The 17,648-nt window shown below is 37.5% G+C and carries 17 protein-coding genes; 10 read left to right on the plus strand and 7 right to left on the minus strand.

Annotation, left to right across the window (positions count from 1 at the left end):
- Window positions 1-32 precede the first annotated feature (32 nt).
- Genes ACEYX7_RS02335 through tusD form a run of 3 tightly spaced genes read right to left on the minus strand, consistent with a single transcriptional unit; the run spans window position 33 to window position 1,185 of the window.
- Window positions 33-332, minus strand: a complete 300-nt coding sequence (locus tag ACEYX7_RS02335) for a DsrH/TusB family sulfur metabolism protein (protein WP_374802525.1) — start codon at window positions 330-332, stop codon at window positions 33-35.
- A gap of 35 nt (window positions 333-367) precedes the next feature.
- Entirely contained in the window at window positions 368-724 is a 357-nt protein-coding gene (locus ACEYX7_RS02340) for a hypothetical protein (protein ID WP_374900171.1), read from the minus strand.
- Window positions 725-783: 59 nt separating this feature from the next.
- Entirely contained in the window at window positions 784-1,185 is a 402-nt protein-coding gene (gene tusD, locus ACEYX7_RS02345; protein WP_374802521.1) for a sulfurtransferase complex subunit TusD, read from the minus strand.
- A gap of 81 nt (window positions 1,186-1,266) precedes the next feature.
- Here tusD and ACEYX7_RS02350 point away from each other — a divergent pair, with 81 nt between their 5' ends.
- The 5 genes from ACEYX7_RS02350 (at window position 1,267) to ACEYX7_RS02370 (ending at window position 9,112) form a co-directional block, all read left to right on the plus strand.
- Window positions 1,267-2,295: an SDR family NAD(P)-dependent oxidoreductase gene (locus ACEYX7_RS02350; RefSeq protein WP_374802519.1), complete on the plus strand. Its 1,029-nt coding sequence runs from the start codon at window positions 1,267-1,269 to the stop codon at window positions 2,293-2,295.
- 283 nt (window positions 2,296-2,578) lie between these two features.
- Window positions 2,579-6,553 (plus strand): ATP-dependent RNA helicase HrpA, encoded by a 3,975-nt coding sequence (gene hrpA / locus ACEYX7_RS02355; RefSeq protein ID WP_374802596.1) that lies wholly within the window; start codon window positions 2,579-2,581, stop codon window positions 6,551-6,553.
- Window positions 6,553-7,329: a Fic family protein gene (locus ACEYX7_RS02360; protein WP_374802517.1), complete on the plus strand. Its 777-nt coding sequence runs from the start codon at window positions 6,553-6,555 to the stop codon at window positions 7,327-7,329. Before hrpA ends, ACEYX7_RS02360 begins: the two co-directional genes overlap by 1 nt.
- A gap of 97 nt (window positions 7,330-7,426) precedes the next feature.
- On the plus strand, window positions 7,427-7,885 hold the full coding sequence (locus ACEYX7_RS02365; protein ID WP_374900172.1) for a hypothetical protein: 459 nt from the start codon (window positions 7,427-7,429) through the stop codon (window positions 7,883-7,885).
- 123 nt (window positions 7,886-8,008) lie between these two features.
- Complete coding sequence (locus tag ACEYX7_RS02370; protein WP_374900173.1) at window positions 8,009-9,112, plus strand: beta-ketoacyl-ACP synthase III; 1,104 nt, start codon at window positions 8,009-8,011, stop codon at window positions 9,110-9,112.
- Between the two features lie 108 nt (window positions 9,113-9,220).
- Here the strand turns inward: ACEYX7_RS02370 and ACEYX7_RS02375 are convergent, their stop codons facing one another.
- From ACEYX7_RS02375 to ACEYX7_RS02390, 4 genes are all read right to left on the minus strand, one after another.
- Window positions 9,221-9,703 carry an FKBP-type peptidyl-prolyl cis-trans isomerase gene (locus ACEYX7_RS02375; protein WP_374802511.1) on the minus strand — a complete coding sequence of 161 codons (483 nt, stop codon included), beginning with the start codon at window positions 9,701-9,703 and terminating at the stop codon, window positions 9,221-9,223.
- Window positions 9,704-9,822: 119 nt separating this feature from the next.
- Window positions 9,823-11,136 (minus strand): D-alanyl-D-alanine carboxypeptidase family protein, encoded by a 1,314-nt coding sequence (locus ACEYX7_RS02380; RefSeq protein WP_374900174.1) that lies wholly within the window; start codon window positions 11,134-11,136, stop codon window positions 9,823-9,825.
- A 221-nt stretch (window positions 11,137-11,357) separates the two neighbouring features.
- Window positions 11,358-12,218 (minus strand): substrate-binding periplasmic protein, encoded by an 861-nt coding sequence (locus tag ACEYX7_RS02385; protein WP_374806661.1) that lies wholly within the window; start codon window positions 12,216-12,218, stop codon window positions 11,358-11,360.
- A gap of 346 nt (window positions 12,219-12,564) precedes the next feature.
- Window positions 12,565-13,419 carry a substrate-binding periplasmic protein gene (locus tag ACEYX7_RS02390; RefSeq protein ID WP_374806659.1) on the minus strand — a complete coding sequence of 285 codons (855 nt, stop codon included), beginning with the start codon at window positions 13,417-13,419 and terminating at the stop codon, window positions 12,565-12,567.
- A 332-nt stretch (window positions 13,420-13,751) separates the two neighbouring features.
- Between ACEYX7_RS02390 and rsmG the strand changes: the two genes are divergently transcribed.
- From rsmG to ACEYX7_RS02415, 5 genes are all read left to right on the plus strand, one after another.
- Window positions 13,752-14,378: a 16S rRNA (guanine(527)-N(7))-methyltransferase RsmG gene (gene rsmG / locus ACEYX7_RS02395; RefSeq protein WP_374802594.1), complete on the plus strand. Its 627-nt coding sequence runs from the start codon at window positions 13,752-13,754 to the stop codon at window positions 14,376-14,378.
- 50 nt (window positions 14,379-14,428) lie between these two features.
- The gene (locus ACEYX7_RS02400) at window positions 14,429-15,202 is read left to right on the plus strand and encodes a ParA family protein (RefSeq protein WP_374802503.1); all 774 of its coding nucleotides are present in this window, start codon (window positions 14,429-14,431) and stop codon (window positions 15,200-15,202) included.
- Window positions 15,199-16,170 (plus strand): ParB/RepB/Spo0J family partition protein, encoded by a 972-nt coding sequence (locus tag ACEYX7_RS02405; protein ID WP_374802501.1) that lies wholly within the window; start codon window positions 15,199-15,201, stop codon window positions 16,168-16,170. The genes ACEYX7_RS02400 and ACEYX7_RS02405 overlap by 4 nt, the downstream gene beginning before the upstream one ends.
- Before the next feature lie 126 nt (window positions 16,171-16,296).
- Window positions 16,297-16,971, plus strand: a complete 675-nt coding sequence (locus ACEYX7_RS02410) for a MotA/TolQ/ExbB proton channel family protein (protein WP_374802499.1) — start codon at window positions 16,297-16,299, stop codon at window positions 16,969-16,971.
- A gap of 18 nt (window positions 16,972-16,989) precedes the next feature.
- On the plus strand, window positions 16,990-17,415 hold the full coding sequence (locus ACEYX7_RS02415) for an ExbD/TolR family protein (RefSeq protein WP_374802497.1): 426 nt from the start codon (window positions 16,990-16,992) through the stop codon (window positions 17,413-17,415).
- Window positions 17,416-17,648: the final 233 nt, after the last annotated feature.

The raw sequence follows: 17,648 nt of genomic DNA on the forward strand, positions 1-17,648 counted from the left end.
TATCTCGACAACAGAGCGTATTTAAAAAGCGGTTACTTCAAGGTAATGATTTTTTTTGAATGTGCAATCAAGTTTGCCCATTGCTCATGTGTGATAGGATGGATTTGATTTAAATGCGGTAATGAGCTGATATCAAAATGCAAATCCTCTTCCAAGACGTAGATTGTTTTAAAATTTTGCATGATGTCTAAATCTAAAACATAAATGCTGTCTTCCATCAGTAAGATGGCATCATCAGGTTGATATAATGTTGCAACACGCTCAAGTATCGCTTGAGTAGCGTTAAATTCACTTTGAATGATGTAAAAGTTTTCAATGGAGTTGTTCGACATTTAAGATTTCCAATAATCGCAATGAAAATAAGTAGTTAAAAGCAAATAATGTGATCATATTCTGAAATAAACTGCTGATTAAAATCAATAGCTTGAATATGATATGGTGATGATTTGATTAAGTGATTGTGCTGGTCTTGGCTAAGCACATATAAGTTTTCGATATCGTAAAATTCAAAGCCAGCAACCATTTTCACCGCTGATTTTAAAAAATCACGATCAGGCGAAACGTTTCGCTGAACGGGCTGTGCGAGCAAGCTCAACGCCACATCTTGAAACAATACACTGACTTGCAAGTCATAGCTTGCCATCAACAACAATGCATTGATGCTCTCATTGACATTAAGATGGCTACGTTCGCTTTTTGTTAAAATAAATAGGATTTTTTTCATATTTTTAGCCGTAAGTTACAATATTTAAATCACCGTTGATGTTGTACATCATGATTGGATTAAAATTGTATAACATGTTTACTCTCATTTATTGCCATTGCCAATTGTCCTAAACCCACTAAGCTAAAGCCTTTGGCAAGGTTAGTATGCCATGGTGATTCCGCTCGTTCTAGGTCAGATAGCTTCTGATGACGCTGAATATTTTCTTGATCCATGACGCCACGTTGAATGGCTGCGCTTACACAAACAGGCAAATCTATCGCTAAATTTTGCCATTGTTGTGTTATATTAAGTTCATCATCGGCATACCAAAGCTGATTGTCAGCAACTGTTGTAGCATCTTGGTAAAAAAATACTTGAAACGGCTTTTGTTGGTTTTTTAAGCTTTGAGCTAAACGCAAAGCATGGTAAGCTAAGCGTGAGCGAGGTGGCGAAAGTACTAGGATGAGGGTTGAATTCATTGAAAAGTCTCATTTTAAATCATTGTATTGTCGTCATACAACAGTGCGTACAATAGCTGAAATACAAGAGGATAACTAGACATGATTTTGATTACTGGTGGTTTGGGCTACATTGGCAGCCACATGGCATTATATCTAATGTCCAAAGGACACGAAGTGGTACTTGCTGATAACTTATCGCAATCATCCATGGCAGTATTAGAACGCCTAGAATATATTACCAAAATGTACATTCCGTTCGTACGCCTAGATGTACGCAACACACCTGTATTACAAAAAGTCTTTGAACAATATACGATTGATTATGTCATACATGCAGCAGGCTTTAAAAGCCTAGAAGAAGCCAAATCACGTCCGATGGAATATTATAACAACAATGTCGGTTGTATGATGAGCCTTTTACGTGCATTACAACGTAGCAATGTAAAGCGACTTGTTAATTTATCATCTATTTCGGTATATGGTGCATCAGGTCATGACTGGCGAGAAGACAGCGAGTTACAAAATAAGCTGTCCAATCCATATATAAACGGTCAGAAAATGATTGAGCAAATGCTACAAGATACTTACCAAGCTGACCCGATGTGGCAAATTATCAATGTACGCTTGTCTAATGTGATTGGTGCTTATGGCAGTAATCCTGAGCAAGATTCACCACTAGGTGAGTGGACACCTTTGGCGCCGAAGTCAGTTCTACCAAATATGCTTCAGGTTGCAGCTGGGCAAAAAGATGCTTTTGATATCCACCAACACGGTCTAGATACCAAAGATGGCACGGCTGAACGTAACTATATTCACGTGATGGATGCAATTGAAGCAGTTTATCAATTGATGCTGTGGTCGAATACACAGGCAAATCTATTTGAAAGCTTTAACGTTGTATCTGATGATATTGTGAGCCTCAAGCAGTTATTGCAAAGTGTCGAACGTGTTACTGGTCAAACGCTTGCAACGCTGAATAGCGAAGAACAACGTCTATCTTTTGATAAGATAAGTGCCAATAATCAAAAGCTTAAATCAACAACACCATGGCAAAGTAAACGTACACTAGATGATGCGGTACGTTCGCAATGGCAATACTATCAAAGTATTTTAGGTATAGCGTCTTAATACGTTCCCTTTCACAAATAATTACTGTAAGCTTTAATTTGGGCTTACAGTATTTTTTATTTAATCGATCACAAATCTATATCTAAAAGCTCGATAAACTATGCCGTGATGATGACTGTCAATCAACAAATGCTAAAATCATATTGAAAAAAAACCGAATTTCGCTAAAATAACAGCCTAAAAAACGTTTAAATCAAAATACTAGGTGATCCATTTGCATTCCCAAGACGATAATTTATCTTCAAACCTATCACAAGATGAAGTCTCACCATCTCCACTAAACATGAATCACTGGCGTAAACCGAACATTTCCGAGCAACAGCTAGGCGAGATGGTGATGGTGCGTGACCGTCATCTGCTGTGGCGTATGCAACAAGAATTAAAAAAATTGGGCAATGACAATCTGGAACTGTTGGCTGAAAAGCAACTGCAGTATGATGAACGCTTGCAACAATCCAAGCAAAAAGTGCAAGCACGTTTTCAACGCCTACCCAAAATTAAACTCAATAGCGACCTACCTGTCAGCCAATATGCTGATAAATTAATCCAAGCCATTCAACAGCATCAAGTGATTATTGTCGCAGGGGAAACAGGTTCAGGTAAAACCACACAGCTACCGCAAATTGCTATGCTGGCAGGACGTGGCTTAACGGGGCTAATCGGTCATACCCAACCAAGACGTTTGGCGGCACGCAGTGTATCAGAACGTATCGCCGAAGAATTGGGTGAAAAACTCGGCAATACCGTTGGTTTTAAAGTGCGTTTTAATGAACAAGGTAATCAAGATGCTATCGTGCGTTTGATGACTGATGGTATTTTATTGGCAGAATTGACTCACGACCCATATTTGAATAAATATGATACTATTATTATCGATGAAGCCCACGAACGTTCGCTAAATATTGATTTTCTATTAGGCTATTTAAAACGAATTCTAAAAAAACGTCCTGATTTAAAAGTGATTATTACCTCTGCAACCTTAGATGTAGAACGTTTTAGCAATTATTTTCATCAAGCGCCAATTTTCCAAGTCGAAGGGCGAAGCTATCCGGTCGAAGTGCGTTATCGTCCTGTGTCGGAATTGTCGATTCATGGCAGTGATGACGATGATTTTGATGACTTTGAAGAAAATTTACCGCGTGCAGTGGTGGAAGCGGTCAAAGAATGTTTTGCCGATGCTGATGGTAAAAAACAAGCTCAACATGCTGATATTTTGATTTTCGCCAGTACCGAACAAGAAATCCGCGAATTACAAGAAGTTTTATCTAAGCAACATTTCCGTCATGTAGAAATCTTACCGCTCTATGCCCGTTTAGCTTTGGCTGATCAGCAAAAGATTTTCCATCCGACAGGGCAAGGACGACGCATTATTATTGCCACAAACGTCGCAGAAACCGCACTGACTGTGCCAAATATTCGCTATGTGATTGATAGCGGTTTTGCTCGTATTTCTCGTTATAATTATCGCTCTCGTGTGCAACGTTTACCGATTGAAGCCATTTCCCAAGCGGCTGCCAATCAGCGTAAAGGGCGTTGCGGACGTATTGCGGCTGGCGTGTGTATCCGCCTGTATTCTGAAGAAGATTTTCTCAGTCGTCCTGAATTTACCGAGCCTGAAATCAAACGTACCAATTTGGCATCGGTGATTTTACAAATGCAAAATTTAGGCCTGGGTGAAGTCGATGATTTTGATTTTATCGAGCCGCCTGATTATCGTTTGGTCAATGATGGGCGTAAATTATTGATTGAATTGGGTGCATTGCCGAGTGAAACACAAACCCAAGCACGCAAAAATAAAAAACACGGTAAATTTGCCAGCCTAACCAAAATCGGGCAAACCATGGCAAAAATGCCGATTGACCCACGTCTAGCAAGAATGTTGGTGGCAGGGCAACACTTTGGTGTATTGCAAGAAATTTTGATTATTGTCAGTGCCTTGGCGGTGCAAGATCCGAGAGAACGCCCTGCCGATAAGCAAATGCAAGCCGACCAAAAACATGCTCTTTTTAAAGCCGAAGATTCTGATTTTTTATTTTATCTTAATCTATGGCAACAGCTTGAGCAAATGAAACAGCAAAGTGTCAGCGAAAATAAACGCCGTCAATTTGCCAAACAGCATTATTTAAGTTGGTTGCGTCTGCGTGAATGGCGACAAACTTATCAGCAATTGCTTGAAATGACCACACAATTGGGCATGCGACTGAATGAAAAAGCCGCCAGTTATGAAAATTTACATCGTGCGTTGTTAGCCGGTTTGCTGTCTTTTATCGCCAATAAAACCGAAGAACGTAACGTCTTTATGGCGGTGCGGCAGCAAAAAGCTCGGGTATTTCCTGCCAGTACCTTGCACAAAACCAATACGCCTTGGGTGATGGCATTTGAAATGGTGGAAACATCGCAAGTATATTTGCGTACCATCGCCAAAGTTGAGCCAGAGTGGATTGTGGCAGCGGCAGGCGATTTATTAAAATATCATTATTTTGAGCCACATTGGTCGAAAAAATCGGGCTTGGTGCATGCCTATGCACAGATTTCTTTGTTCGGTTTGATTTTGGAAGAAAAACGTAAAATCCAATATGAAAAAGTGGATTTATTGGCAGCCCATGAAATTTTTGTGCGTGATGCTTTGGTGATGAATCAGCTTGGTGTCAATGTGCCTTTTTTACAGCACAACCAAGAAAAAATCAAACAAGTACAACGTATTGAAGATAAATTGCGTCGTCGTGATTTGATTGTCGATGAAGAGCAAATTTATCAATTTTATGCCGATAAAATTCCAAAAGATATTGCTTCTCGTCATGCTTTCCAAGATTGGTTGGGCAAATTGCAAGGTAAAAATGCCGAATTTTTATACTTTGATGAACAAGATATTTGGCAAAATCAAGTACCACAAACCGATCAATTCCCCGATGAATTGCAAAATGGGGCATTAAAATTATCCGTCAAATATCATTTTGATCCAAGCCATCAACGTGATGGGGCAGTCGTGACTGTGCCTGTGCAAGCCTTATCGCAAATGAGTGTAGCGGAATGGTCGTGGGGGATTGTTGGTTGGCGATTGGCATTGATTGAAAATTTACTGAAAAATCTCAGCAAAGACAAACGCCGTCTGGTCGTGCCAATTCCCGATACCGCACAACGGTTGTGGCAAAAATTGCAATCGCATCCACGCAATCAACATCTGTTTGATGCCTTAGCTTTTGAGTTGCGTGGTGAAGGCATTATTGCCGATGATTTTAGCTTTGAAAAAGTCGATGAATATCTTAAGCCTTATATCCAAGTGATTGATGGTAAATCAAAAATTATTGAAGAAGGGCGAGATTTAGATATTTTACAATCTCGATTGCGAGAGCATCATCAGCCGATTGTGGTAGATAGTGAGCAAATTTATCAGCAATTCCCTGAGCAGTTTAAATTTGAGCATCAACAAAAAGTCAATGGTGTAGTGGTCAAACAATATCAAATCTTGGCAGCCAAGCATGCTTTTGCCGAATTAACGGTACAGAATCAAGCTGAACAAGGGGTGATTTTACAATTACTCAATGATGAAAGTTTGGCATTAAAATATTATCGCCAAGGGATTATTCAGCTGATTTATTTACAATTGGGCGATTTAATTCGTCAATTAAAAAAGCAACTCAGTAAAGGCGTGGTATTATCTTATTCTGCCTTGGGTGAAAAAGCTAAACTCGAGCAAATGTTGATTTATGCGACATTGGATATGTCGATTCATGATTTACCGATGAATCATGCTGAATATCAGCAGTTATTATCACAAGTCAAACAGCAGTTTTTAAGCAATGGTCAAAAGGTATTAGCGATTTTTAATGATGTATTTACCCTTTGGCAAAACTGTCGCCGACAAATATATAATCTTAATCAAGAGATATTTGCCGCATCGATTGATGATATTGAAGACCAATTGGCATTAATGAATCTGAATCAATTTGTTTATGTGCATCCGATAATGATTTGGCAGGAATTTCCACGTTATTTAAAAGCCTTGGATTTACGTTTACAGCGTTTGCCGAATAATTTAAATCGTGATGTGCAAGCCATTGATCAAATTGATCCATGGATGGATAAAATCTTTGATATTAAAAGTGATTTGGCGAAAAAACCACAATTACTCGATGCCTATTATCAATTTTATCAGTTATTGCAAGAATATCGTATTTCGTTATTCTCACAGCCAATGAAGACCAAAATGCCTGTATCAGTTAAAAAATTGCAAGCGGCGTGGGATGGGATTAAATAATGGTAGAACAAGATTTCTTTTCTGCGATTGCAATTGTAGATACAGCCAAAATCAATGATATTGAGCAGTTAAAACAGCAACTTGCTGAGTTACGTCCACTGACTGCAACAGAAGTGAAACGCTTAAGAGAAGAATTTATTATCGAGACCACTTATAATTCTAATGCGATTGAAGGCAATACGTTGACTTTGCGTGAAACAGCATTGATTTTAAATGAAGGCATTACCATTGGTGGCAAGTCAGTGCGTGAACATTTGGAAGTGATTGGTTTTAAAGATGCTTTGCATTATATGTTTGAGTTGATTGAGTATCCACAAGATTTAGATGAAAATACTATTAAGCAATTGCATAGTTTAGTATTAATGAATGATGCGGAGCATCGTGGGATTTATCGCAAATTGCCTGTCAGAATATTGGGGTCAAGCCATGAAACTACACCGCCATATTTAATTGCAGAACAAATGCAAAAATTAATCAGCACTTATCAGCAATATCTAAAACAATATCATCCTTTGCAAGCGATTGCATGGTTGCATTTGGCTTTTGAGAGTATTCATCCATTTATTGATGGCAATGGGCGAGTAGGGCGTTTATTGTTGAATTTAGAACTATTAAAACAGCATTATCTACCGATTGATATTAAATTCAGTGATAGATTAGAATATTATGCCTGTTTTGATGACTATCATAATCATCATACACCACAACGCTTGTTAGATTTGGTACTGAATTATCAAAAGCAGAATTTGATGCAATATATTGCAATATTGTCTTAATTGGTGTAATGGATATTTTAAGAATTTAAGGAATTAGGTTAAATAATATTTTTTGTTCTACTTTAAATAAAAAATATTATTTAATATGGAGATTGAAATGGATCATGATCTTAAAACAAAAATATTGCATAATGCATTGTATTATGCGGTTATTTTTATTTTTTCTTTATTGTTTTTTGATTTTATAGGCTTGGTGTATAAGGATTTGATTTTGCCTTTTTACGCTAAAAGTAAAATAAAAAAATTAGATAAGCATCTGCATGGTTGTATTTACTATGATCACAGTAAAGAGAAAACCATTAGTAAAAGAAATACATTTCTAATGAAAAGTTATTCGAAAAGAAAAGTAACCATTGATTATTATAAGCTGAATGGTAAAAAAGTATTTATAGAAGAATCGAGTCATATACCACGTGAAAAATATTTAAAATTATTATTAAATTTGGAATCGTTGCCAAGCCAATGCCAAAATATTGAATACGTGATGGTGACTTATTTTAATGGAACGGGCATAGAGAGAGCTGTTTATGTGTATGATTATCCAGATAAAAATTAAAATTTATCAATAGTGAACAGGTTTGATTTTTGAAAAAATCATCACAAAAATTAATTTTCTCCATACATTTTTAGCTAATTTCGAGTAGAATAAATTAATTAACTTTTGATAAAAGAGGCTAACATGAGCATTCGAATTACAGGTACAGGCGTTTATCACCCAACGGCAAGCATCAGCAATGAAGAATTGGTTGCCAGTTTGAATGCTTATGTAGAACGTTATAATCAGCAATATGCAACAGAGATTGAAGAAGGTACTAAAGAAGCATTGTTACCATCAACAGCCGAATTTATCGAAAAAGCATCAGGTGTAAAATCTCGCTATGTGGTTGAGAAATCAGGTGTTTTGGATATTGATCGTATGTATCCAAATTTGCCAGAGCGTAGCAATGAAGAGCTATCATTACAAGCAGAAATGGGTGTTGCAGCTGCCAAAATCGCCATGCACAATGCAGGCGTAACCGCAGCCGATATTGATGTAGTGATTTTATCTTGTTCAAATTTACAGCGTGCTTATCCTGCGGTAGCGATTGAAATCCAATCCGCTTTGGGTATTCAAGGCTATGCTTATGATATGAATGTGGCGTGTTCGGCGGCGACTTTTGGTTTAAAACAAGCCCATGATGCCATCAAGTGTGGTGCAAGACGTGTGCTGTTGGTGAATGCGGAAATTACATCGGCACATTTGGACTTTACCCAACGTGACAGCCATTTTATTTTTGGTGATGTGGCTACAGCGTCAATCATCGAAGAAACTGACAGCAAATCAGGTTTTGAAATCGTGGATTGTGTATTGCACACGCAATTTTCGAATAACATCCGCAATAACTTTGGTTTCTTAAATAGTGTGGAAAATGCCGAAAAGGGTTTGTTGTTCCGTCAAGATGGTCGCAAAGTGTTTAAAGAAGTATCACCTTTGGTGGCTAGTACCATTAAAGCACAGTTAGAACGTCTTAATATTGATGTCAATACGCCAAAACGTTTTTGGTTACACCAAGCCAATGCTAATATGAATGCCTTGATTTTAAAAATGATTTTGGGTAGTAAAGACGAAGAAGTTGCGGAAAAAGCACCGATTATTTTGGATGAATTTGCAAATACCTCATCAGCAGGGGTAATTATTGTAATGAACAAAACAGCTGAGCAAGTGGAAAAAGGTGAGTATGCAGTACTGTGTTCATTCGGGGCAGGCTATTCTTTAGGGTCAATCGTATTGAAAAAAGTTTAAGACAATGGTGTGATCTTTTTATATTGCATGAAAAAAGCCACGAATAAAAACATTCGTGGCTTTTTAGTTATTGAGTAAACTTCATTGAAATAAACTCAATATCTTTAATTAGTGACTGTGAACGCCAGCACCATGAACATGACCATGCTCAACTTCTTCAGCAGTAGCGTCACGGATTTCAACGATTTCAACATCAAAGTTCAAATCTTTACCAGCAAGTGGATGGTTTGCATCAACAATCACGGTGTCTTCAGTCACGTCTTTAACTGTAACGATTTGGATACCGTCTTCAGCTTGGGCTTGGAATTGCATACCAGGTTGAATATTATCAACACCTTGGAACATTTCACGTGGTACTTCTTGAACCATTTCAGCAAAATATTCGCCATATGCTTCAGCTGCAGGAACGTTTACAGTAAGCTTGTCACCAACAGTTTTGCCAGTCAAAGCATTTTCTAGACCAGGAATGATGTTACCTGCACCGTGAAGGTATGCAAGTGGCTCGTTGTTAGATTGATCGATAATTTGACCATTTTCGTCAGTCAAAGTGTAGTTAAATTTTACAACAACATCATCTTTAATTGCAGTCATGTGTACATCTCTAAAAAGTTACATTAAGGCACTATATTAAAGCATTGGCAGTAAAATTGCTGTAAAATTTACAACAATATTACGTTTTTCTTGTACAAAATCTCTACTTTCCGACCAGTTTATGTATTGATTGGATAAATTGTCGCAGTCGTGTTTTTTTCACCTTGGAAAAAAGCACTAAGCTTACGCACGATAGATTGCCACCATGTTTCGGGTTGCAATTGTATAGTTTGAGAAATATGATTTTCCAAAATAATTTGATCAAATTGTTTTACTTGTAACGTCAATAAAGGCATATTTTGTTGCTGCATTGGTGCGTTAAGTTGCTGTTGTTGGAGTTTTACATCAAACTGCAACCCTTCAGGCTTAGTAGTCGGCTCAATCGTAACCAAAGGTTTTTCATTTAATACAAACCGTTGTTTGTTTACATCATATTTTTTTAAATCAAGCACTTGTGCTGTCGGTAGTAGGCTCAATGTTTGAATGTTTTGTTGCGGCTGTAGATAGACAGGGTAGTAATTATATTGTCCGTTAACAATCGGGATGCGTGCCAACTTTTGACTATTGGCAAGAATAGGTTGATTCTGCGTATAAGTATAGGCAATGTTTAACAGGTGCTGAGCAATGTCCGCACGTTGTTGTTTAGATTTGGTTCCCAAAATCACCACAATAATACGACGGTTTTGTTTGGTATTTGGATCAATACGGTTTGCAGTGACGGCAAAGTTATAGCCCGCAGCCTCAGTGTAGCCTGTTTTCAATCCATCGATAGTGTTATCACGTTTGAGCAGTAGGTTAGTTGCTTCATGTGTCGAATTCTTAAATTGGAATTGCTGCAACTTAGCGAAGTTAAGATACTCAGGCGTAGTATTAATAATCGCATCTGATAAGATTGCCATGTCATGTGCAGTGCTATAGTGACCATCCATCGTGATGCCAGATGCATTTGCAAAGTGAGTGTTTTTCATACCAAGCTTGACGGCACTTTGGTTCATCAATTCAATAAATTTTTGACTGTCCTTGTTACCCAAATTATCTGCGATAGTTAATGCAGCATCATTTGCGGACATAACGATTAAGCCAGTCAATAAATCATGAATACTAACCTGTTCACCTGCTTTTAAATCCATTTTTGATTCTAACACGTCTATACTTTTGACACTTTCAGGAACAGTCAACTTTTGTTCCAGGCTATAACGACCTTCTCGTATCGCTTCTAACATTAAATAAGCGACCATAATCTTGGTTAAAGAAGCTGGTGCACGCTGTACATCTTGTTGGTCAGATGCAATAATTTGTTTAGACTGTGCATCATAAATTACCCATGCTTGTGCATCGACACTATTTTTATCAATATCAATAACTTGAGAATAAGATACAGAAAATGGGAATAGCATTGTTGCAAATGCTAAAAAAGTACGAGGGTAGAACATAGCGTTGCCAAAACAAGGGTGTAAAAATGCTTGCAATCCTATGCTTTTTTATATGGTCTCGCTAGTATTTTTTGCAAAAAATATTCAAATATTTGTAAATTTTTATGCTTGTAATGATTTTCAGGTCAATTTTCTAATCGATTGTAAGCAATGTATTCTGTTTAATAATAAAGCCTATCTGGATAAGATAGGCTTTATTCGATCATTGTGACGTAAACAAATTACTTCGCTTCTGCAGCTTTAGCTTTTTCAGCAACGATCGGTGTCCATTTTTGCTCTAATCTGTCGATCGTACCATCTGCTTTTAATTCATCTAAAGCTTTATCGATCTTCGCTTTTAATTCATCATTGCCTTTTTTCAGTACAACTACTTGATGTGCCTCAGGATTGTTCACATCTTCATAAGGCGTAACTTCCATTTTTACATCGGGATTATTCTTAAGCAAATCATATAGTGTTGCCGCCTTGAAAGTCACTGCATCATATTTTTTCTGAATCAGACCTTCATATAGCAGGTAAGCGGTATCGACTTGTTCAAAGTCTGTTTTGCCTATTTTTTTCAAATCATTGACTTGTTTTACGCCTTTTACCGTTGCAACTTTAAGGTCTTTTAGATCTGCCAAACCAGTAAGTTTTGTATCAGGTAGATGCATAATTGCAGCTGGAGAGTAATTATAAGGCTTAGATAAAGTAAATCTATTGTTGCGTTCATCGGTATATACAAAACCACCGATAGCCATATCAAATTTACCTTTTTCAAGATCATCAAAGGTATCTTGCATTGTGCCACTAAAGATATCGGTTTTAAAACCAGCTCTTTCGCCAACTTCATGGATAAGATCAATGTCATAGCCTTGAAGATTGCCATATTCATCTGCAAATGAATACGGTGAAAAGACACCTGTCGTACCTACTTTTAATGTCGGTGCATCTGCAGGTAACTTACTTACAAATTTGCTATCGGCAGCGGCTGATGCATTGCTCGCTTCTGTAGAAGCACTTGTTACACCAGGTGAATTGTCAGAACAGGCAGTCAAAGAAGCCATGATGACTGGTAATACGTATTTAAATTGAGAGTTCATGCGAGAGATATCCTAAGTGTGTTACTAAAAACATACACAACGATTAACTTGGTTAACAAAAGATTAGCATGAAAAAATAGTTGCGGTTATTGTTTAAACTGATTTATTTATCGATATTACAGATTGCAATTAGACCAAAGTATTAGATTGAAATATTTTTGTTGATGAACTTCACATAATAATCTTAATTTTGATTAAAGTTAGACATTAAGGCTCACCAGTAACGATGAGCCTTAATCGATTTAATCGTTTAAAGATTTATCTTATTTTGCGAATTGACGAAGTTCAGAAGTTTATTTTTACTCCAATTTAGTCACCCTAGCACGTGCTTTCTATTTGCCATTTCTTAGCTGAGCTCAGGAACCCATTTCTTTTCTAGCTTTCTAATTGTACCGTCCGCTTTCAATTGTGTAAGAGCTTTATCAATTTTGTTTTTCAGTTTGATATCGCCTTTTTGCATCAAAAATACTTGATATGCTTCTGCATTAGAAGTGGATTCATAAGATCTAATATTCATTTTTATTTTCTTCTGATTTTTCATGATTTCATGGAATGTTGCAGAGCTAAACAATGCCACATCATATTTTTTCTTCAACAACCCATCGTATAAAAGATAGGGTGTATCAACGACAATATAATCTGTCTTGCCAATTGCTTTGAGGTCGTGTATTTGAGTTGAGGCATTGAGTACGCCTACTTTAAGATGTTTAACATCAGATAAGCCATTAATGTTGATATTGGGATCAAATAACATTGCTGAAGGAGAATAGGTATAAGGCTTGGAAAGTGCATAAGCATTTTCTCGTTCTTTAGAATAGGTATGACCTCCGATACCGATAGGATATTTGCCTTTTGCAACTGAGGCTAGGACTTCATTTGGCGTTGCACTGATCAACTCCACCTTAAATCCAGCTTTTTCACCAACTGCATGAATTAAATCAATATCAAAACCTTGCTGATTCCCATACGCATCAGAAAAAGAATATGGTGCTGTACTTCGACTGGTCACCACTTGCAATGTTGGTGCGTTCGCAGGCAATTTACTTACAAAATCATTGGCTTTAGCATTGACTTCATTATTCGCTGTTGACGGGCTATTTGACGGGTTATTTTGGCTATTGGTTGCTGCTTGATCAGAACAAGCCGATAAAAATAGCATAGCCATTGGTAAAAAATATTTATGCATCGAAAATTGTGTCATGATAAAGCCTCCTAGCCTTTTTTAAAAATAGGATTATTTTTTGTACTATACGCTCATTTTGTATTTTATGTATTATACTTTAAGCGAACTTAACCTATGATTTACAACATTTTTTTTGATAATTTTTAAAATATCATCTTAAAATTCAATATAGAATGTGAGACGATTTGCATTTTTTTTGGAAAATAGGGTGTGCAACACATGATAGCTGTTGCTATCGTAAATGGTTTTATCAACAAATAGCCTCACAAAAATATATCAGATAAGAGGATGCTTTTTTGATGTTCCACGCTTATAATAGTCCATCAATTTTATTACCCAGCTCGCTGATTATGCACGCATTTTATACCAAGCTAGAACAAGGCTGCCAAAAACTAAATTTAAATCTATCCCCACAAGTTTTACAACAGTTATTGGCGTATCAAGACGCTTTGAAGTTGTGGAACAAAGCCTATAATCTAACAGCAATTCGTGACCCGCAAGAGATGCTGATCAAGCATTTGTTAGACAGTCTGTCGATCTTGCCACATTTACCGCAAGGTCGATTACTAGATGTAGGCACAGGCGGTGGTATGCCAGGTATCATGGTGGCACTGAGTCAGCCTGAGCGAGCTTGCGTACTTTTGGACTCAAATGGTAAAAAGATTCGTTTTTTAAAACAATTGATTGCAGATATGAAGCTCAGTAACGTCATCGCTGTACAAAGCCGTGTAGAAGATACACAAATGATTGCAGACCTAGGACAATTTGATGTGATTACTAGTCGTGCTTTTGCGTCACTATTGGACTTTGTTGCTGCTGCTGAACCATATATGCATGAAAAAAGTATTATTGCTGCCATGAAAGGCGTGATACCACAAGATGAAATGGCACAACTTTCCCAATTTCAACAAAAAGTAATTGAGTTAAAAGTGCCTCATTTAGATGAACAACGTCACTTGATTCTACTTTCTCAGTAATCGCAAACATCAAAAACATGATGACAAAATTGAAAAAAGGTTAATTTTTTATGGCAAAAATCATTGCAATAGCAAACCAAAAAGGCGGTGTTGCCAAAACCACCACCGCTGTGAATTTGGCTGCATCTTTGGCAATTTTAAAAAAACGTGTTTTGTTGGTAGATTTGGACTCACAAGGCAATGCGACCATGGGTTCAGGTATCCAAAAAAATCAATTGAATTTTACAGTAGTTGATGTATTGCTTGATGAAGCACCAATTGAAGCAGCAATTGTTAAAACCGAAGCACTATACAAGGTACTTGGTTCGAATCGTGAGCTGGCAGGTGTTGAATTAAACATTGCTGATGTAGAAGGGCGTGAGTTTTTATTAAAAAATCATTTGCAAAAAGTCGCATCTGCTTATGATTTTATTATTATTGACTGTGCACCAAGTCTAAGCTTAATTACGGTCAATGCTCTGTGTGCAGCAGACAGTGTTTTGATTCCGATGCAATGTGAATATTATGCCTTAGAAGGCTTGGCGGATTTGTGTCAAACTATTGAGCGAATCAATCAAAGTCTTAATCCTAATTTAGAAATTTTGGGTGTGTTGCGTACCATGTTTGATGGGCGTAACGCTTTGGCAAAAGATGTATCACAAGAACTTGCTAATTATTTTGGTGATAAATTATTCCAAACCGTGATTCCACGCAATGTACGTCTTGCCGAAGCCCCAGCACATGGTATGCCTGTGATATATTTTGAAAAAAGCTCTAAAGGTGCAGTTGCCTATTTAAGCTTTGCCGCTGAATTAATGAAAAAATTAAAAGGAGTAAAAAAATGACCAAAAAACGTGGCTTAGCCAAAGGGCGTGGACTGGATGCTTTGTTGGGTGGTTTACAACGAGAACAAGCAACTATTGCAGAAATTCAAAATGATTTTTCTGAACAAAAAACTGACCACGCTGATAGCTCACCTGAAAAAGGCGAGTTGGGCAAAGGCGTTAAGCGTCAAAAATCTGCACAGCTACAACAAATCTCAGTAAAACTATTGCAACGTGGTGAATATCAGCCTCGTCAATACTTGGGTGAGAGTGAACTGGCAGAATTGGCAGAATCCATCAAAAAGCACGGCATTATGCAACCTTTGGTGGTGCGTCCAATCGATCATGAACGTTTTGAAATTATTGCGGGTGAACGTCGTTGGCGTGCAGCACAATTGGCAGGTTTGACTGATGTACCTGCTATTGTGCGTGATATTCCTAATCAAGTGGCAATTGCTTTGGCACTGATTGAAAATATTCAACGCGAAGACTTAAATCCGATTGAACAAGCTTTGGCATTACAGCGTTTCCAAGATGAGTTTGAGCTTAGCCACCAAGAAATTGCTGATACAGTAGGTAAAGCACGTGCGACGGTGAGTAATTTATTACGTCTATTGAGCCTGTCTCAGCCTGTAAAAAAATTATTGGCACAGCAACAGCTTGATATGGGACATGCTCGTGCGATTTTATCTTTGCCAGCCGTACAGCAAAATATGATTGCTCAAGACATTATCAAAAAAGGTTTGTCGGTACGTCAAACTGAACAATTGGTACGTCAATTACAGCAAAATGGTCAGGACGATAACAATACCAAGGCTAAATTTGCCGATGCTGATATTAAGGCACTGACTGAACGTTTGGCGGATTTTTTGGCAGCCGATGTACAAATCGACCATTTACGTCAGGGCAAAGGTAAAATTGTAATTAAATATCATTCACTTGATGAGTTGGATGGAATTTTAAATCAGATTGGCTCAAATAAAGCATAATTATGCTATGATATGTCGCTTTGTCAGTGTACAAATTTGTTGCTTATTGGTTTAAATACGATGACTGAACATCGTTTTGACCAATAAGTTAGATTAGATATCATCATTACGATGAAGGATACAACCATGTGGGAATTTATTAAGGCTGGCGGTTGGTTAATGCTACCGCTGATACTCTGTTCGATCCTTGCCTTATCAATTACGATTGAACGTTTTATTCGTTTGAAGCGTTCAAATATTATACCAAAAAATTTGATCAATGAAGTGCTATTGCGTAGTCAAAGTGGTAACTTAACAGTACAAGACGAACAAAGCCTATTTAAAAGTGCATTGGGTAAAGTGCTACAAAAAGGTTATACGCACCGAAACAAACATCCTGAATTTGTTAGCTTACAAATGCAAACTGAAGCCAGTGTACAAATTAGCCAATTAGAAAAAAATATCAATTTTATCGGTACGATCGGATCAATTGCACCATTATTAGGTTTGCTTGGTACGGTTTTAGGGATTATCCAAGCCTTCTTGGCTGTGAATACAGGTGGTATTACCGATCCTGCGTTATTGGCAGAAGGTGTGTCTAAGGCATTGATTACTACGGCTGCTGGTATGATTGTCGCTATTCCATCTTTGGTGGCATATCGCTATTTCCAACGTCACGTTGTTGAATTGGTGGTAGAAATGGAACAACAAGCAACGCTATATCATTCAATTTTATTCTATGGTCAAAGCGAACCACATAAAATTGGTGCAGAATCTACCATGAGTCAATTTGATGACTTACAAAAAAATATCACTGGCTAAGTCACTGAGGACAAGAACATGAAATTCAATCGTCCACGTGTAAATGAGATAGAAGTCAATTTGACCCCAATGATTGACTGCCTATTATTTCTATTGGTATTTTTATTGGTATCGACCAGTTTTAATCAGCACAGCCGTATCAACCTGAGCTTGCCAGATGCACAAGGCGTACCACCCAAAAACTTTGAACAACGTTTGGAAGTTGTGGTACAAGCAAATGGGCAATATTTGGTGAATGGTCAAGCATTAGGTGGTAATGATGAAATTCAATTGACCACCGCAATCAAACAAGCCACCAACAACCGTTTTGATATGCCAATGATTATTGCTGCTGATGCCAAAGCCACCCATCAAGACGTGGTTCGTGTGATGGATGTTGCAGGAAAATTGGGCTTTATTAATATCAATATCAGCACCAAAGTTCCAGCAGGGCGTGGCTATTAAGACTTAATTGATTCTTAACACTGCATTGTAATCATCAAAAAAAGGCGATAAATTATCGCCTTTTTCTAGGGTGTGTTGACATACAAAGAAAATTAGTTTAATCATTGCAATGAGTATTAGGGTGTGTTGACATACAAAGAAAATCAGTTATTCTGCTTATATGAATAGACTAACACTTACTGATGCCCAATGGGCAAAAATAGCACCATATTGTGCAGGCAAAGAGACCGACA

Origin of the sequence: Hubeiibacter jixunmingi (assembly GCF_041928215.1) — a bacterium.
Lineage (GTDB): Bacteria > Pseudomonadota > Gammaproteobacteria > Pseudomonadales > Moraxellaceae > Acinetobacter.

Bases quoted from the DNA above. Each gene is read 5' to 3' on its own strand.
- ACEYX7_RS02390 (WP_374806659.1), bottom strand. From the start codon at position 13,419: ATGACACAATTTTCGATGCATAAATATTTTTTACCAATGGCTATGCTA.
- ACEYX7_RS02350 (WP_374802519.1), top strand. From the start codon at position 1,267: ATGATTTTGATTACTGGTGGTTTGGGCTACATTGGCAGCCACATGGCA.
- ACEYX7_RS02340 (WP_374900171.1), bottom strand. From the start codon at position 724: ATGAAAAAAATCCTATTTATTTTAACAAAAAGCGAACGTAGCCATCTT.
- ACEYX7_RS02415 (WP_374802497.1), top strand. From the start codon at position 16,990: ATGAAATTCAATCGTCCACGTGTAAATGAGATAGAAGTCAATTTGACC.
- ACEYX7_RS02370 (WP_374900173.1), top strand. From the start codon at position 8,009: ATGAGCATTCGAATTACAGGTACAGGCGTTTATCACCCAACGGCAAGC.
- ACEYX7_RS02375 (WP_374802511.1), bottom strand. From the start codon at position 9,703: ATGACTGCAATTAAAGATGATGTTGTTGTAAAATTTAACTACACTTTG.
- hrpA (WP_374802596.1), top strand. From the start codon at position 2,579: ATGAATCACTGGCGTAAACCGAACATTTCCGAGCAACAGCTAGGCGAG.
- ACEYX7_RS02365 (WP_374900172.1), top strand. From the start codon at position 7,427: ATGGATCATGATCTTAAAACAAAAATATTGCATAATGCATTGTATTAT.
- ACEYX7_RS02380 (WP_374900174.1), bottom strand. From the start codon at position 11,136: ATGTTCTACCCTCGTACTTTTTTAGCATTTGCAACAATGCTATTCCCA.
- rsmG (WP_374802594.1), top strand. From the start codon at position 13,752: ATGCACGCATTTTATACCAAGCTAGAACAAGGCTGCCAAAAACTAAAT.
- ACEYX7_RS02360 (WP_374802517.1), top strand. From the start codon at position 6,553: ATGGTAGAACAAGATTTCTTTTCTGCGATTGCAATTGTAGATACAGCC.
- ACEYX7_RS02335 (WP_374802525.1), bottom strand. From the start codon at position 332: ATGTCGAACAACTCCATTGAAAACTTTTACATCATTCAAAGTGAATTT.
- tusD (WP_374802521.1), bottom strand. From the start codon at position 1,185: ATGAATTCAACCCTCATCCTAGTACTTTCGCCACCTCGCTCACGCTTA.
- ACEYX7_RS02405 (WP_374802501.1), top strand. From the start codon at position 15,199: ATGACCAAAAAACGTGGCTTAGCCAAAGGGCGTGGACTGGATGCTTTG.
- ACEYX7_RS02400 (WP_374802503.1), top strand. From the start codon at position 14,429: ATGGCAAAAATCATTGCAATAGCAAACCAAAAAGGCGGTGTTGCCAAA.
- ACEYX7_RS02385 (WP_374806661.1), bottom strand. From the start codon at position 12,218: ATGAACTCTCAATTTAAATACGTATTACCAGTCATCATGGCTTCTTTG.
- ACEYX7_RS02410 (WP_374802499.1), top strand. From the start codon at position 16,297: ATGTGGGAATTTATTAAGGCTGGCGGTTGGTTAATGCTACCGCTGATA.